Raw genomic sequence first — 14,765 nt, 5'->3', positions numbered from 1 at the left:
ATGACTCTGCCGTTCGATCCCGTCGACGATGCCCATCGCCATTGGGTCGAGAACGGCTGGGGTGAGGTCGCCGATGGGATGGCCGCCGTCACGTCGGTGATGCGTGCGCACCAGATCATGCTGGCGCGGGTCGAGGATGTGTTGCGCCCGCACGGCTTGACCTTCTCGCGCTACGAGCTGCTGATGCTGCTCTCGTTCAGCCGGGCTGGCTCTATGCCGATGGCTAAAGCCAGTGCACGACTTCAGGTTCACCCCACCTCGGTGACCAACACGGTGGACCGGCTGGAGGAGGCGGGGCTGGTGCGTCGAGTGCCCAACCCCGCCGACGGACGGGGCACGCTGGTGGAGATCACGGACGCCGGACGCGATCATGGTTCGGTGGCGACCACCGACCTGAACGCCAAGGTGTTCGCACAGATCGGGCTCTCACCCTCACGCACCCGCACGCTGGTGTCGGTGCTGACGCACCTGCGACGCGACGCGGGCGACTTCGGCTAAAGCCAGACGTCCTGGACCTCGCGCACGTGGTGCCCGCCTATATCAGGATGCCCTTGTCCTTGAGGGCTTTGTATCCGCCGATGACGTCGGTGGCCCGGTACAGACCGATCTCCTGCAGCGAGGCCGCGGCCAGGCTGGAGGTGTAGCCCTCCTGGCACAGGATGACCCATTCAATGTCGTGATTGCCGGCCTCAGGAATGCGAGCGTCACTCTCGGGGTCCAGCCGCCATTCCAGGACGTTGCGCTCGATGACGAAAGCGTTGACCACTTCGCCCTCTTGCGCACGTTGCGCGGCGGGGCGAATGTCGACCAGGAATGCGCCCCGGCCCAGCGCGGTGGGAAGCTCGTCGGCGGGCAGGCGCCGCAGCCGACCGCGCGCGGTCGCCAGCAGATCATGCACCGTCATGCCGCCGGTCCTTCGGGCTCGTCGGTGAGGATGGTGCGGCTGCGCCGCAACGTCTTGGCCTGGGTCACTTCGTAATACGACATCGCGGTCAGCGGCGGCGAGTACGCATGCACGCTCAACGTGGGTCCGGTGGCGATGCGCACGGGAGCCTCGGGTGCGCGCATCACATCGTGCACCCAGCCCAGCGGAAATCCCGCTTGATCGCCTGCGTCGAGCCGACGGCGCACCAGTTGGCTTCCGTCCCAGCGATATTCATGCAGCGAGCCGTTGAGTACGGTCAGCGCACCGAGTGAGCCGCAGTGGTCGTGCAACTCGGTGGACTTGTCGGGCACCCAGCTGATCAGCCAGACATCGAGCTCGTCGTCGGCGTGAATGCGGGTGGCCCAGCGCTCGTCGACCGGAAGGCCGCCCTCGGGCAGCAGATGGTCGAAGCGACCGTGCAGCGCGTCGTCGGCGCCCTCATCGGTGATGCGGAGCAGATCCGGCAGTCGCAGGCGAGTGGGCGAGGATCCGGCGGAGGAAGGGCGGCGCAGATCCAGGACAGATGCAGTGGTCATGAAGGCTCAAATCGATGGCAGGGGCAGGGATGGTGGCGGCTAGCCGCAACACCACCCCTGAAAACCCCTGTGTCCCATCACAGCTGAAATAGTACCGGCGTTTTCCAGCGGTTTTGCCTCCAGAGCAAAAGCTCTGAGTGAGTAAATGTTGCCGCTGGTAGGCACTTGCTACTTTGGAGTGGTGACCGCCCCAATCCGCATCGCCGCGACCCTGATGGCCCTCTGCGTCCCGTTGATCGGTGCGGCGTGCACGTCGAAATCCGACGAGAAGGCGGCTCCTAACCCGGCGGGTGTCTCTGCCACCCCGATCGAGGCACCGGCGGCGCAGCCTCCGGCCTCCGGCTCGGGGATGTCCCCAGCGGGCGTCACAACGTCCGTGGACGCCGCGCCCAGTTCCCTGGAAGAGGAGTACTACCAGGCCTGCCGTGCGGCCGCCGACTGGATGACCGGGAAGCAGGATGGCCCGACCCAGCTTGTGGAGGGCTATCTGCAGTCCATCCAGACCAATGGGAACGTCGGCCCCGGGACATTTCACAAGTCCTGGCACGAGCTGCCCGCGGACCGGCAAGCTGCGGTGATCGTGGCGACGAACGCCGCCGCCGCGCAACAGTGCTAAGAACGGCCCGATAAGGCACTTGTCGACACCCCTTGCGATTCAACAATATTCGGAGAAATCCGACGCGATCGCAACACTCAGCAAACATCGAGTAATGCACGTAACCTCACCTTGGATGAAGCCGTACACGGTGTTAGCATGCTCCGGTCAGTGCTCATGGGGTCACGGATGCAATGAATGTGTCCACTCACCGAACGGACGGTAACGACGTTGGCAAATTCAGATCAGCTTCCCCCGAAGCCCACGCTGGTTCATTGGACGATCGTCGGAGCGGCGGTTGTCGCAACCATTGTCGCGGCGGTTGTCGGCTTCACGGCGGGCGATACCGAACTCGTCCGATTCGTCCAGGGCATCGTCACACCGCTGCTTGCCCTGGTCTCCGGGATCTTGATTGCCGATCTGTATCACCGCATTCAGCAGAGCAACAAGCTTGACCGCAATGTCGGGCAGTCGGCGTACGCCACGATGGTGACCCTGCAGGGCATGATCGACGTGGACAAGCACCTTGCGACCGCATCGAACGACCTCAACGAGGGCAACAAGCAGTCCGCCTCCAGCGCGCTGAACCTCGCGCTGACCATCAGCCGCCTGACTTTGCGCCACGCCTTCCAGGCCCTGCGCGAGTCGGAGAACGTCTCAAGCGCCGCGGTGGCCAAGGCCAAGACCGATTTCGCGACGGCCGAGACCGCCGGGCAGCCGGAGCGGCAAAAGATCGAGACCGCGTCGCGCCCCAACAACTACACCGTCGGCGTCGGCAATGCCTGAAGAGACGAAACCAGCGGAGCAATCGGCTGGTGAACTGGAGCCGGAGCCCGTCGACCCGATCATCGGGAAGGTCGCCGATATCGTCGACCGCTACTCGGTACTGGTCAACAAGGGCGATGAGGCCGGTGTCGAGGTCGGGATGATCTTCTCGGTCATCGGGGCCACCGGGACCGCGGTACGCGACCCGGAAACCGGCGATGACCTGGGCACCCTGCCCATCGAAAAGGCGCGCATCCGGGTCACCGAGGTGTACTCGAAGTTCTGCCAGGCCGAGACCTACCGCATCACCGAACCCGCAGTCGCCGGTCTGATCAGCGACATCCTGCAGGAACAGTGGCCGGGAACCACCGATGAGTTCGGCCGCGAGCAGTTCCAGCTCAACGTCGTGCCCACTCCCACGGTTCCGGACGCGACCGAGGTGCACATCGTCGTCGGCGACTACGTCTGCGAGCTGACACCGGTTTCGTAGTTTTTCGCATAATTTCGGTGCATTTTCGTGCGTTCAACGCGCCTTTTTCCACCGAAATCGACCGATGACCAATTGGTGAACATCGAAAAACTCACCTATTGGCCCGGTTTACATTGTTACGTTCGGTTCATGGATACCAATCTGATGAAACGAGCAGCAGGCGCGGTTTCCATCGTCGCCATGTCAGCAGCAGTCGTCGTCGCGTGTTCTCAAGATGACAAAAACGCCGCCAAGGAGTCGCTGTCAAGCGCGACCAGTGCGGCATCCTCGGCTATCAGCGCTGGTGGTAGCGCCGCATCGAGTGCCGCGTCGTCGGCAAGCAGCGCGGTGTCCTCCGTGGTCGCCGGGGCGCCCTCCACCGTCAACGTGCCGGGTGTCGGCGATGTGACGCTGGAGCCGCCAGTCGCCGAGGCGTACACCAAGGCCGGTGGAGAAGCCAAGCTCGGCCTGCCGACCGGGCAGCCCGAGAAGGTGGGCGACGGCACGGTGCAGGCCTTCGCCAAGGGCACGATCTTCAGCTCGCCGTCCACCGGTGCACATCTGGTTCAGGGCGAAATCCTGAAGGTGTACACCGCGCAGGGCGGTGCGGGCGGCACGCTCGGCTTCCCCACCGCCGACGAGGCGGAGACGGCCGGCGGGCCCGACGTCGCCAAGGGCGGCTGGATCGGCGAATTCCAGAAGGGCACCATCACCTGGCTGAACCAGGGCGACGGCACCTTCAAGGAGACCGTCACCCCGAAGTAGCGATTGGCTACCGCGACGGGCGCTGAGCAGTCAGCGCCTGTCGCGGAACCAGTGCGGGTTTTCTGCCGGCGACCAACCCGGCAACGTGAGATCGGGCCACGGTGGCCGCCGGATGAGGGCTGTCAGTCCCAACACCGCCGAGATCAAGCCGGTCAGTATGCCCAATGTCGAGGCACGGTCGGCATTAAAGGCGGCCTGCCATTGAGCATTTCCGTCCTTGACGACAAAGACGCCCAGTGGTCTCGCGCGCGTTTCCAGGGGTGCGCCGTCCGCGCCGCTGCCCCGGGTGCGCACCTTGGCAACCGTGATGACCAGGGTGCCGTCGGCCGTCGTGTACGGCTCGCCATAGACGATGGACTTGCCACCGTCGGTCACAAGTCCTTCAAATGAGGTTGGCAATCGCATGCCTCATTGTCATCGCTCAGCGCCCCGATGGCGAGAGCTTCTTTCAGGCTTCCGCACCCGAGAACAACAGCAGGTTCCCGTCGGGGTCCTTCACGATGAAAGTGACGCTGCCCCACTCCTCGGTCTGCAGGGGCTGATGGAAGACCACACCCGCCGCCTGGTACTCGTCGCGCAAGGGGCCCAGCTTGTAGGTCGTGAGCGTGGCAGCAAGCGGATCATGTTCCGTGGCAAGGAAATTGTCGTCATACACAGGGCCATTGACCTTGCGTAGGTTCAGGCTCGCCCCTGCGCGCCGCACCTGACCGTAGAAGGGCGGCTCGCCGTAGGTGAAGGCCACTTCGAATCCGAGCGTGTCGACGTAGAAGCCGATGGCGCGTTCGAAGTCGGTGACAAACAGTTGTGGTTCGGCAGCGACAATCTCGGAGGACCCCATAGTCAAAACGCTACCGTCGCGGCGGCCCCTGTGTGGGACTATCTGTGGGTGGAGCCGGACGGTGACCCCGAAGCCCGAATCCGAGAGCTGGAACGCTCCCTGAACGAGACGGCGCGGACGTCGGAACTGGGTGTCACGAAACCGAACCCGTATCCGCCGACGGCGTCGGGCCAGTACCCGCCCCCGCCGGTCTACGGGACGCCGTATCCGCCCCGGCCCTCCGTCCGCAGATTCCGCCGACGATTCATAGTCTTCTTCGCCCTGGTCACGGCGGGAGTGGCCGGACTCGTCTTCTACGCCGCCAAACCCACACTGCCGCAGCAGGTGCGGACGAGTTCGAGTCCCACGGCCACACTGCCTGTCAGATCGACGCTCGTGCCGCCTCCGACGCGGACCCGCGCGACTTCCTCGTCGAGCGCGCCCACGGGCCCCACATTCGTGCCCGAGGGTTCGACCTTCAGCGTCTCCGGTACGCACAAACAGGTCGCGGTCAATTGCGACGGCGGTTTGGTCAACGTCAGCGGAGTGTCCAATACCGTTGAAATCACCGGCAATTGCGACACCCTCACGGTCTCCGGTGTCGAGAACACGGTGCACCTGGAAACCGCCCGCAAGATCGGCGTCTCGGGCTTCGACAACAAAGTCACCTATTACTCCGGGGAGCCGGAAGTCTCCAAGTCTGGTAACAACAACACCGTCGAGCAGGGCTAGACGATCGACGTCTCCGGCGGAACCGCCCGCGTGGTTGTTGCTATTGGCTCCGCTGTGGCGTAGGACGGGCGGGTGAGCGAAACCAATCCTGCGAGTGGCCCCGGCGCGGCCGGGCCGTCGTTGTGGGATACGACAGGGGATGCGGTCTCCGCGCTTCCGCGCCATCGACATGGATTCACGCGTGACGAAGTGCGTCGATCCCAGGAAACGCGGCTGCGGGTCGCCACCGTAGAAGTGGTGGCCGAGAGCGGGTATGCCGGAGCCAGTGTGCGTCAGATCGCAGCGCGGGCAGGGATTTCCACTAAAACGTTCTACGAGTTGTATCCGGATAAGGAAGCGGCATTTCTAGCCACTTACGCGGCGGTGGAATTGGTCACCGAGCAGATGCTGGCGGCGGGCGATAGTGCCCGCACCGCCGCCGAAGTGATCGAAGCCGGACTGCGAACCTACTTGGGAACGCTGGCGTCCCAGCCGGCCTTCACCCAGAGTCTGGTTATAGAAGCAGTTGCTTCTACCGACCGCATTCGTGCGCGCCGCTCCAAAGGGCTGGCGGATTTCGCCGGCGTCATGACGCACCATCTGCGTCGAGTCCGCGGCCCGGCCGGACCCGACCCGGCCAGCACCACGGCAGACCAGGCCTTGCTGATCGGCGCTCTTGGCGGCGTGAACGAGTTGATGGTGCAGCACCTCGGATCGGCACCGGCCGCCACGTTGCTCGACATCCTCGACCCGGCCCGCATCTTGCTCGAGCGCATCGTCCTGACCGCCGACGAACGCTCGCCTGACGCGCGTGACCCCCGGTAGATACACACCACACCTGAACAGCGGCGACGCGTAGCCCACGCATCGTCGACTAGTCGCCCCGGCATCGACGTGCTACCTTCCCACCGAATGAGAAGACGACCGTTTTATCAATAGGTCGGACGCTACTGTGAGGAGCCTTGTTGTGACATCGACGCCCACCCGCGACACCTCCCCGGACAATCCCGCCACAGCGGACGTTGATCCTGAAACCGCCCGCCCCCAACGCACCTCGGCGGGCACAACCGATGATCCGCTTGCTGAAGGTTCCTTGGGCCGTGACATCGTTGGCCATCCATTGGTTCTGATGTACGCCAATGTGCCGGCGCTGATCATGCCGACCCTGCATCCAAAGATCGCCCACGTACTCAGCGAAAAGGACCGCGCCCTCAACGGCAGCGAGACCATCCCGAACTTGCAGGCCGCCAGCCGCCGACTGATCAGCACCTACGAGATGGTGATGGGCATCGTGTTCGCTGGGCCCGAAGCCGATGAGGTAGCGCACGGACTGCACGAGCTACACCGCCCGATCGCCGGATCCATGCCTGACGGCACCAGCTATCACGCCTGGAACAAGGACGTCTGGAACTGGACCTGGGGCTCGATCCTCAAAGGCGGCCTCGATATCGCCGACCAGTTCCGGCTTTTCGCCGATACCGATGAACGCGAGCAGGCCTACCGGGCACTCAACGAGGTGGGGCGCCGCTTCGGGGTCCGCAGCCTGCCCAACACCTATGCCGAGTTCTGCGATTACTGGCAGCCGATCGTCGCGAACACCCTCGAGGTCAACCCACAGGTGCAATTCATCGTCGACCATGCCCTGAACCCCGCCAAACCCCGCGGTTGGGGCCTGCTTCCCACGCCACTGTGGCGCCTGATCTCACTGCCGCTGACCCGCACCATCCGCGTTGGCATCCTGGCGGGAGTTCCCGAGAAGTTCCATGCAGACCTCGGGCTGCGCGTCACCGCGATTGACCGACTGGAGCGATATCTGCATGCGGCGTTCTGGCGAGCCATCCCCGTACCGCTCGCCGGCCGATTCGGTCCCGCCTACTTCACATTGCGACGCCGATTCGGTCAACCCGGCTGGCGCACCTACTACTCCCGCACCCAGCTCGCCGCGAACCGCGCTGCTACCCAACGCAGTTAGCGAACTCAGCGGACCGGCGAGCGGCCATTCGACGCACGCTCAGCAGCCGCCAACAGCTCATCCCGAAACTGAGGGTGGGCGATGGATGCCAGCGCCTCTCCGCGCTCTCGGACCGTTCTGCCTTCCAACTCTGCGGCGCCGTACTCGGTGATGATCACGTCGACCTGATGACGCGGCGTGGTGATGACGGCACCCGGGCCGAACCACGGCACGATGCGCGACTGCAGCACGCCATCCTTTTCGAAGGTTGAGGGCAGGCAGATCAGAGAACGGTCCGACAGCTCCAGCCCGGCCCCGGCGACGAAGTCCTCGGCGCCACCGATCCCGCTGAACTGTCCCCCGTTGATGGTGTCGGCGACAACCTGTCCCTGGATGTCGATCGAGAGCGCACCGTTGATCGAGATCATGTCGTTGTTGGCGCCGATTACCTCCGGCGCGTTGACAATCTCCACCGGCAGGAATGCGACATCGGTATTGCCGTCCAGCCATTCGTACAGCTCCGGCGACCCGAACGCGAAGGTGGTCACGCTCACGCCGTCGTACTGTCCCTTACCGGTGTTGGTGACCTTGCCGGCGCGGTGCAGTCGCATGCAGCCGTCGGTGAACATCTCGCTGTGCAACCCGTAGCCGCCGCCGTCACCTTCGGCCAACAAGGCCGCAATCTGGTTGGGAATGGCGCCAATTCCGGTCTGCAATGTCGCCCCCGAGCCGATGAAACTCACGGCGTACTGGGCGATGGCCCTGTCGACGTCCGACGGCGCCGCATCGCCCCCGGGCAGCGCCAGCGGCGCGTCCGCCGAGTGCACCATGATGTCGATCTCATCGACGTGCAGCGCGTGGCGGTGCTCCTCCCCGAACCCGTAGGTGCGCGGATATCCTTCCGAGACTTCGACAATGAGCAATCGCGCGGGGTCGGCCCCGACGCGACGTAATTCATCTATCGTCCCCCCCGCGTGCAGCGAGAGGGAACACCAACCGTCGGCATCGGGCGGTGTCGCGACGGTCGTCATCACCCGCGGCGACTGGCGCTCAAGCAGCGGACCGAACCGGCGAAAGTCCGCAGCCGCGAACTCGATGTCGGCGCCCATGTCCCGCAACGCGCGTTCGAGCGGACCAAAAAAGCCCGATAGGTAATGCACACCCGGCCGCGAGAACAGCTCGGTGCCGACCGCCAGCAGCGCACCGTATACCCGCAGATCCGTCCAGTCCTTGCGCACGCCGAGGGCGCGCAGGAAGGCCGGTGGCTGGCCGGGGCCCAGAGGGATTCCCAGCGTGTCGGCGGGGTTCAACAGTGCAGCGGCATCTTCGGCGGTGAGCTCCTGCGGCATGGCACCCATCTTGCATGAACCGCTGGCCGGTGCTCGACCAAAGGGTTGCGGGGCTCGCCGAAGAACCTCACGCAAGCCCATATGTGACGAGAGCGCCGGGAGTAGGCTCCGCATATCCCGACCGCGCCTCCGCGCGCCGGGTAACTCGGTCTCACGGGAGGCCACCTTGAGACAACTGGACAACGCCGACACGCCCCAGCGCGAACTGGCCATCGAACTGCGCAATGTAGTGCGCCAGTACAGGGTTGGCGGGCAGACGGTGCGCGCGCTCAACGAGATCAGCCTGAACTTGACCGGCGGCCAGTTCGTCTCGATAGTCGGGCCGTCCGGGGCGGGGAAAAGCACGCTGCTACATCTGCTCGGGGCGTTGGACTCCCCCGACTCGGGATCGATCACCTTCGACGGTGAAGAGATCGGCAGACTCCGCGACGAGCAGCAGTCGGAGTTCCGTCACCATCGGGTCGGGTTCGTCTTTCAGTTCTTCAACCTGCTGCCCACGCTCTCAGCGTGGGAGAACGTGGCCGTGCCCAGGCTGCTCGACGGCGTCCGCCTCGGCAAGGTCAAAGCGGACGCGGTTCGGCTGCTGGACCGGGTCGGCCTGGGCAAGCGGACCGAACACCGCCCGGCCGAACTGTCCGGCGGCGAGATGCAACGCGTCGCGGTGGCACGGGCCATGATGATGGATCCACCGCTGATCCTTGCCGACGAACCGACCGGGAACCTGGATTCTCATACGGGCACCGCCATCCTGGGCCTGCTCGCCGAGGTCGCCCACGAAGAAGGCGCCGGCCGTCTGGTGGTGATGGTCACCCACAACAACGACGCCGCCGCGGCTACCGATCGGGTGATCACGCTGCAGGATGGTCGGCTCGGTTCCGACGAGATGTCGGTGACGCCAGGGTGAGTGGCCGCGGACGCGAGGAGCAGCACGGCCCCGGAGCCATCATCGCCGCAGCAGCGAGTCGGCTACGTGTGTTCAGCCTGCGCGAGCTGACTGTGCATCGTCGCCGCACAGTCGCCTCGGTTGCCGTAATGGCAGTTTCCGCAATGTATCTCGTGGCGATATTCGGAATCTTCGGGTCGATCACCGGATCGGTCAACCGGCTGGCGGACGGTGTCGCCGGAGTCGCCGCACTCGAGGTATCGGGTATCACCGATGCGGGGTTCCCCGAGGCGGTGCTGGCCGATGTCGCCAAGGTTCCCGGAGTGGCGACTGCGGCACCGATGATCCGGACGTCCGCGCCCACCGATACCGAACCGGTTCTGCTGTTCGGCGCCGATGACCGCAGCGCCGCGCTGGAAGGCGCCTTGAAAGATGCTGTCGGAGTGAAGGTTGACGCGCCATCACGGGAAGCCGCCGGTGTCCAGATCGGGCCGTCCGTCGGCCACGCGAAGGGCGATACGTTCCGGCTCGGCTCGGGTTCGGTCACCGTGGCCGAGGTGCTCCAGGGCAAGCAACTCGCGGATCTCAACGGCGGGCACTATGTGCTCGCCGCACTGCCGTTGGCTCAGGAGGTCACCGGGCGGCAAGGTCAGCTCGATTCGATTCTGGTTACCACAACGCCGGGCGCGAATCTGGCCGCAGTCCGGGACGGGGTCACCGCGGCCGTGAACGGCCGGGCGATCGTCGCCGATCCGAGCTTGCGGGCGGTGCGAGCCGGCGACGGCGTCAAGCTCATGAACTACATGGCCCTGATGGGCGCGGCAGTCGCGTTGGTGGTCGGCGCGTTCCTGATCTACACGACGATGACCATGGCGATCGCCCAACGCCGCCCGGTCATCTCGATGCTGCGCGCCATCGGCGGGCGCCGCGTCACGATCATTCGCGACATGCTCGCCGAGGCCGCGATCCTCGGGCTGATCGGCGGCGCCATCGGCTCGGCTCTCGGAATTCTGCTGGGCCGAAAGGCGATTGGCCGTTTGCCGCCGACGGTAACCCAAGGGCTCGAAGCCCGCGTCGAGTACTGGTTGCCCGGCTACGCGATCCCGGCTGCCGTCGCCGCGACGGTACTGACCAGTGTGGCCGCGTCGGCGATGGCCGCCCGGCAGGTGTACAAGGTGTCACCGATCGAGGCGCTGGCACCCGTCGGGGTTTCCGTGGCCGACAACGTGCCCCGTTGGCTGCGTGTCGCCAGCGGAGTGGTGGCGGCGGCGGTGCTGGCAGCATCGATGCTGACCGTGCTCTACCAACCAGGGTCACTCGCCTTCGTCGCGATCGCAGCACTGTTCGTCGCCGAGATCGCGCTGGGCTTCGCGCTGGCCGGACCTATCGTCGGTGCGACAGCCACGGTGGCCCGAGTGTTCGGTGCGCCCGGAGCGCTGGCGGCGCCGACGGTCCAGCGCGCGCCGCGCCGGGTGTGGGCCACGGTCATGACCGTGCTCATCGCCGTGGTCACCACCGTGGTGATCACCGGGACGAACAACGACATGATCCGATCCGCGCGCGCCATCTTCGCGCCGGTCGCCGATGTCGATGTCTGGGTGAGCGCGAACTCACCCGACCGCTACCCCACTGACATTCTGCCGCAAGGCCTTACCGAGAAGGTGGCTGCGGTCCCTGGCGTCGCGAATGCCGTCGAAGGTGCCTCCGGATTCGCCGTCATCGGCGGCACCCGCGTGATGCTCAATGGATTCTCCCCCGGCACCCACGATCCGCTCTTCCGTGCGCTCGACGAACGGGTACGTCAGGACGTACTGACCGGCCGGGGCGTGGCGCTCTCACAGAACCTGGGCAAGACTCTCGGCGTCCGGGTGGGCGACGAGCTGGAGCTGCAAACACCCCACGGTCCACAGCGCACGCGCGTGCTGACCCTGGTGCCCTACTTCTCGACGGTCATCGGCACCGTCGGGATGAGCCTGGATCGCATGCGGGCATGGTTTGACCGCCCGGGCACGACGACACTGCAAATCACCGCCGTCGACGGCACAGATCCGGGGCGGCTGCTGGACGATGTCCGCGGTGTGGTGCCCGCACCGAACTATGTGTACGACGGCCGCACCGCGTTGGCCGGTCTTGAAGCCCCACTGCACCAAAGCATGCTGATCGCCAACGCCGTGTGGATCATCGTGGTGTTCGTCGCCGCGGTCGCGCTGCTCAACACACTGACGCTCTCGGTGCTCGAACGTCGCCGGGAGATCGGTGTGCTGCGGGCGATGGGATCGAGCCGCCGATACACGTTGGGCATGGTTCTTGCCGAGGCCGCGGCCATCGGGGCCGTGGGCGGTGTCGCGGGGCTGCTGATTGGTGTCATTGATCAGTGGCTGTTCAGCCTCGTCAGCGGCAGCGTCATGAACTTCGACGTCACCTTCCGGCCGAGCCCGATGGCGGTGGCCTTCACCGTGGGCGCGCTGGCGATCAGCCTGCTGGGCTCGGTGCCGCCCGCACGCCGTGCGGCGCGGCTCAACATCATCGAGGCCATCAGCGTCGAATAACGATGTCGAATAGGGCTATTCGGACACGGTGGCGACGCCCTGCAGGTGAGGCGTGCACGGCGGCGGAACCAGCGTTCGTCGAACGCTACGCAGGCCGCTGGTATCGAATCCGGCCGCGGCAATCGCTTCGACGGTCCGGCGGTTCGGCTCGCACCCGGAGGCCAGCCACGACCATGGCTTGGCGATCAGATCCTGGAACCGCCCCATCAAACCGTCCCCGCGGACATGTTCGAGAACCACCAACCGGCCTCCCGAGGCAAGCACCCGCCGGATCTCGCCGAGGGTTGCCGCTACATCGTCCACCGAGCACAACACCAGCCCAACGTGCACCGAGTCGAAACTGTTGTCCGGGAACGGTATCGACTCCCCGACCCCATCGAGGATGTCGACCTCGATGCCACAGCGGCGTGCCAGGGCGCCGGCCATCCGACGCATCGCCGCCTCCGGCTCGACCGCCGCGACCGATGTCACCGTGGGCGGAAGGAACATGAGATCGGTTCCCGGGCCGAGGCCCACGATCAGCAACCGGCCGGTCGCAAGACTCATCGCCGTCCGCCGGTATCGGCGGTAGAACAGCCGGTCGAATATCGGCATTCCGAGCCCATATATATAGGGGAACAACGGATTACGGTGCTTCACGTGCCGCCACCTCCCAAGTCCATTCGAAATGGCGGGTATTCGTCGCACATCAACGAGACGTACACCGCCACCCGGTAGCGCCACCGCACGATTCCCATGAGGAGGTCGAACATGCCTTGCGACACCGTGCCTCTCACCAACAACCGCACCGCTGAAATAACGGCCAGCACCTGCAGCAGTGGCTCCATGGCCCAGCAGATGATGATCTGCGGCAGTGCCAGCAATACCTTCACCAGCACTGCCCACTGGGTGAGGTGCTCTGGATAGTCGACGTCGAGTTCGCCGGGATAGTCGGGCCGCGCGGCGAGCGTGAAAGGCGGATACCTATCGGTGCTGTTCATCGGAAACCGGTAGTTCATCACCCGCCAGGACCACCGCAGCACTCCCACGTTGATGTCGAAGATGATTCGCGGATATCGCCCGGTGAACAGGATCGCGATACCGGCGACGACGGTCAGCACCGGATACATCAGATACAGGACGATCAATATGGGGTAGTGCGGCACCGCCAGCACGCACCATTTGACGAGAAAGAGCCAGCGCGAGGGCGCGTTGATCGCGCCCCGCACACGGACGGCGTCGGACATCACGGCCGGCAGGCGGTGTCGGCGGCATGGCCCCGGCTGATGTCAGCGGCCATCCGGCGATGACTCACCGACTGTAAGAACGTCGCCAGCGCCCACGTCATGAAACGATCCGAGACCATCGCCGCCGGTCTCAGCACGGCCTCACCGTGCGAAACCTGAAGCGAGGCAACTCGGGACACCGCGGCGGCGCGGCGTCGGCGGGTCTTCTCATACCAGCGCAGCGCATCGGGCAGATCGGTGTAGGTGCCGCGCTGGAATTCCGAAACCGCCTTACACAACACCATCGTGTCGAGCAATGCCTGATTGGCCCCTTGGGCAAGGGTGGGCGGCATGGTGTGGGCCGCATCGCCGAGCAGAGTCAGCACTCCATGGCCCGGCCGGGGAATAGGATGGCGAAAGTGCGGATAGGGCGAATGCGCCAGATCATCATTGGTGAGCGTGGCGAGTACGCGATCGACGAGCCCGGACCACCCGGCGAACGTGGACCGGATCATGTCGATCGGGCGTTCGGGTCTGACAAAGCCGGACGACCAGGGCAGGTCGAACCACCACTGCACATCGGAGCCTCCGGCAGGCCACAGACCGAAGCTTGCGCGCTCGCCGATGACGACGAAGGCGACCCGCTCATTGGCGCCGTCCGAGAGGGTTGTCAGCCCCTGCCAGCTGCACCATCCGGTCGGCTCCGCCTGGTCTGCGCCGACGGCGTCGCGAACAAGCGAATGCCTGCCATCGGCGCCGATCACCAAGTCTCCCTCGGCCGCGCTGCCGTCCGCGAACTCGACCCGCGCTCCGCTGCGTCCGCCCATCACGGCGACAGCCCTGGCATTACACCGGATACGTTCCGCCGGAAAGCCTTTCAGCAGCCGCTCAAGTAGGACATAACGCGGGACCATCCGAATCGGCTCGCCCAGTCGGTCGGCGATCGAGGCCACGTCCAACGTGGCCAGCGAGCGCCCCGTCGACGTCATGACCCGTACCGTGGACAGCTGCTGGCCGGCCCGGTCCATGTCCACGCCCAGCTGCCGCAGCACCGTGGCACCATTCGACCAGATGGTCACCGCACCGCCACCGGCATGCACATCCGGACGCTGCTCGTAGACGGTCACGTCATGCCCGTCGCGCAATAACCCCCGCGCGATGGAGATACCGCCGACACCGGCGCCGACGACTAGGACCCGCAACGACGGCGCCTGCGCTGCTGGCATCAGCTTCGTGGGTCGGCTC

18 protein-coding genes are annotated in these 14,765 nt (G+C 65.4%); 10 read left to right on the top strand and 8 right to left on the bottom strand.

The features are described from left to right. Positions 1-498 carry a MarR family transcriptional regulator gene (locus AOT83_RS02655; protein ID WP_057963817.1) on the top strand — a complete coding sequence of 166 codons (498 nt, stop codon included), beginning with the start codon at positions 1-3 and terminating at the stop codon, positions 496-498. 37 nt (positions 499-535) lie between these two features. Here the strand turns inward: AOT83_RS02655 and AOT83_RS02650 are convergent, their stop codons facing one another. Then, positions 536-904: a rhodanese-like domain-containing protein gene (locus tag AOT83_RS02650; protein ID WP_030094636.1), complete on the bottom strand. Its 369-nt coding sequence runs from the start codon at positions 902-904 to the stop codon at positions 536-538. Next, positions 901-1,461: a cysteine dioxygenase family protein gene (locus tag AOT83_RS02645; RefSeq protein ID WP_030094635.1), complete on the bottom strand. Its 561-nt coding sequence runs from the start codon at positions 1,459-1,461 to the stop codon at positions 901-903. Before AOT83_RS02645 ends, AOT83_RS02650 begins: the two co-directional genes overlap by 4 nt. A 145-nt stretch (positions 1,462-1,606) precedes the next feature. Here AOT83_RS02645 and AOT83_RS27220 point away from each other — a divergent pair, with 145 nt between their 5' ends. The 4 genes from AOT83_RS27220 (at position 1,607) to AOT83_RS02625 (ending at position 4,055) form a co-directional block, all read left to right on the top strand. Next, complete coding sequence (locus AOT83_RS27220) at positions 1,607-2,077, top strand: lipoprotein LpqV (RefSeq protein ID WP_109394756.1); 471 nt, start codon at positions 1,607-1,609, stop codon at positions 2,075-2,077. Positions 2,078-2,254: 177 nt separating this feature from the next. Then, on the top strand, positions 2,255-2,842 hold the full coding sequence (locus AOT83_RS02635) for a hypothetical protein (protein ID WP_030094633.1): 588 nt from the start codon (positions 2,255-2,257) through the stop codon (positions 2,840-2,842). Then, a complete protein-coding gene (locus AOT83_RS02630; protein ID WP_030094632.1) occupies positions 2,835-3,311 on the top strand; it encodes a hypothetical protein in 477 nt (158 codons plus the stop codon). The genes AOT83_RS02635 and AOT83_RS02630 overlap by 8 nt, the downstream gene beginning before the upstream one ends. 129 nt (positions 3,312-3,440) lie before the next feature. After that, positions 3,441-4,055: a hypothetical protein gene (locus AOT83_RS02625; RefSeq protein ID WP_109394754.1), complete on the top strand. Its 615-nt coding sequence runs from the start codon at positions 3,441-3,443 to the stop codon at positions 4,053-4,055. Between the two features lie 30 nt (positions 4,056-4,085). Here the strand turns inward: AOT83_RS02625 and AOT83_RS02620 are convergent, their stop codons facing one another. Together AOT83_RS02620 and AOT83_RS02615 are read right to left on the bottom strand one after the other, a co-directional pair. After that, positions 4,086-4,460 (bottom strand): hypothetical protein, encoded by a 375-nt coding sequence (locus AOT83_RS02620; RefSeq protein ID WP_057963816.1) that lies wholly within the window; start codon positions 4,458-4,460, stop codon positions 4,086-4,088. A 43-nt stretch (positions 4,461-4,503) separates the two neighbouring features. Further along, positions 4,504-4,893 carry a VOC family protein gene (locus tag AOT83_RS02615; protein WP_057963815.1) on the bottom strand — a complete coding sequence of 130 codons (390 nt, stop codon included), beginning with the start codon at positions 4,891-4,893 and terminating at the stop codon, positions 4,504-4,506. A gap of 30 nt (positions 4,894-4,923) precedes the next feature. Here AOT83_RS02615 and AOT83_RS26615 point away from each other — a divergent pair, with 30 nt between their 5' ends. The 3 genes from AOT83_RS26615 to AOT83_RS02600 all read left to right on the top strand — a co-directional run bounded on the left by AOT83_RS26615 (position 4,924) and on the right by AOT83_RS02600 (position 7,555). Beyond that, the gene (locus AOT83_RS26615; RefSeq protein WP_070918393.1) at positions 4,924-5,604 is read left to right on the top strand and encodes a DUF3060 domain-containing protein; all 681 of its coding nucleotides are present in this window, start codon (positions 4,924-4,926) and stop codon (positions 5,602-5,604) included. A 72-nt stretch (positions 5,605-5,676) separates the two neighbouring features. Continuing rightward, a complete protein-coding gene (locus AOT83_RS02605) occupies positions 5,677-6,408 on the top strand; it encodes a TetR/AcrR family transcriptional regulator (protein WP_057963814.1) in 732 nt (243 codons plus the stop codon). 142 nt (positions 6,409-6,550) lie between these two features. Further along, positions 6,551-7,555 carry an oxygenase MpaB family protein gene (locus AOT83_RS02600; RefSeq protein ID WP_057963813.1) on the top strand — a complete coding sequence of 335 codons (1,005 nt, stop codon included), beginning with the start codon at positions 6,551-6,553 and terminating at the stop codon, positions 7,553-7,555. Positions 7,556-7,560: 5 nt separating this feature from the next. Here the strand turns inward: AOT83_RS02600 and AOT83_RS02595 are convergent, their stop codons facing one another. Then, the gene (locus AOT83_RS02595) at positions 7,561-8,883 is read right to left on the bottom strand and encodes an acetyl-CoA hydrolase/transferase C-terminal domain-containing protein (RefSeq protein WP_057963905.1); all 1,323 of its coding nucleotides are present in this window, start codon (positions 8,881-8,883) and stop codon (positions 7,561-7,563) included. A 205-nt stretch (positions 8,884-9,088) separates the two neighbouring features. On the opposite strand from AOT83_RS02595, the gene AOT83_RS02590 reads away from it, so the two are divergent. Together AOT83_RS02590 and AOT83_RS02585 are read left to right on the top strand one after the other, a co-directional pair. Beyond that, positions 9,089-9,787, top strand: a complete 699-nt coding sequence (locus tag AOT83_RS02590) for an ABC transporter ATP-binding protein (protein ID WP_057963904.1) — start codon at positions 9,089-9,091, stop codon at positions 9,785-9,787. A 128-nt stretch (positions 9,788-9,915) separates the two neighbouring features. Then, positions 9,916-12,315: an ABC transporter permease gene (locus tag AOT83_RS02585; protein ID WP_234797648.1), complete on the top strand. Its 2,400-nt coding sequence runs from the start codon at positions 9,916-9,918 to the stop codon at positions 12,313-12,315. Between the two features lie 15 nt (positions 12,316-12,330). Here AOT83_RS02585 and AOT83_RS02580 read toward each other — a convergent pair whose 3' ends face one another. Genes AOT83_RS02580 through AOT83_RS02570 form a run of 3 tightly spaced genes read right to left on the bottom strand, consistent with a single transcriptional unit; the run spans position 12,331 to position 14,746 of the window. Next, positions 12,331-12,954: a class I SAM-dependent methyltransferase gene (locus AOT83_RS02580; protein WP_057963812.1), complete on the bottom strand. Its 624-nt coding sequence runs from the start codon at positions 12,952-12,954 to the stop codon at positions 12,331-12,333. Further along, complete coding sequence (locus tag AOT83_RS02575) at positions 12,951-13,523, bottom strand: DUF4389 domain-containing protein (protein WP_057963902.1); 573 nt, start codon at positions 13,521-13,523, stop codon at positions 12,951-12,953. Before AOT83_RS02575 ends, AOT83_RS02580 begins: the two co-directional genes overlap by 4 nt. A gap of 17 nt (positions 13,524-13,540) precedes the next feature. Next, on the bottom strand, positions 13,541-14,746 hold the full coding sequence (locus AOT83_RS02570; protein ID WP_057963811.1) for an NAD(P)/FAD-dependent oxidoreductase: 1,206 nt from the start codon (positions 14,744-14,746) through the stop codon (positions 13,541-13,543). Positions 14,747-14,765: the final 19 nt, after the last annotated feature.

It is taken from the genome of Mycobacteroides sp. H001 (genome assembly GCF_001440005.1).
GTDB lineage: Bacteria > Actinomycetota > Actinomycetes > Mycobacteriales > Mycobacteriaceae > Mycobacterium > Mycobacterium gwanakae.
The sequence above is the reverse complement of the archived record's forward strand: the minus strand, read 5'-3'. Positions and strand labels throughout refer to the sequence as shown.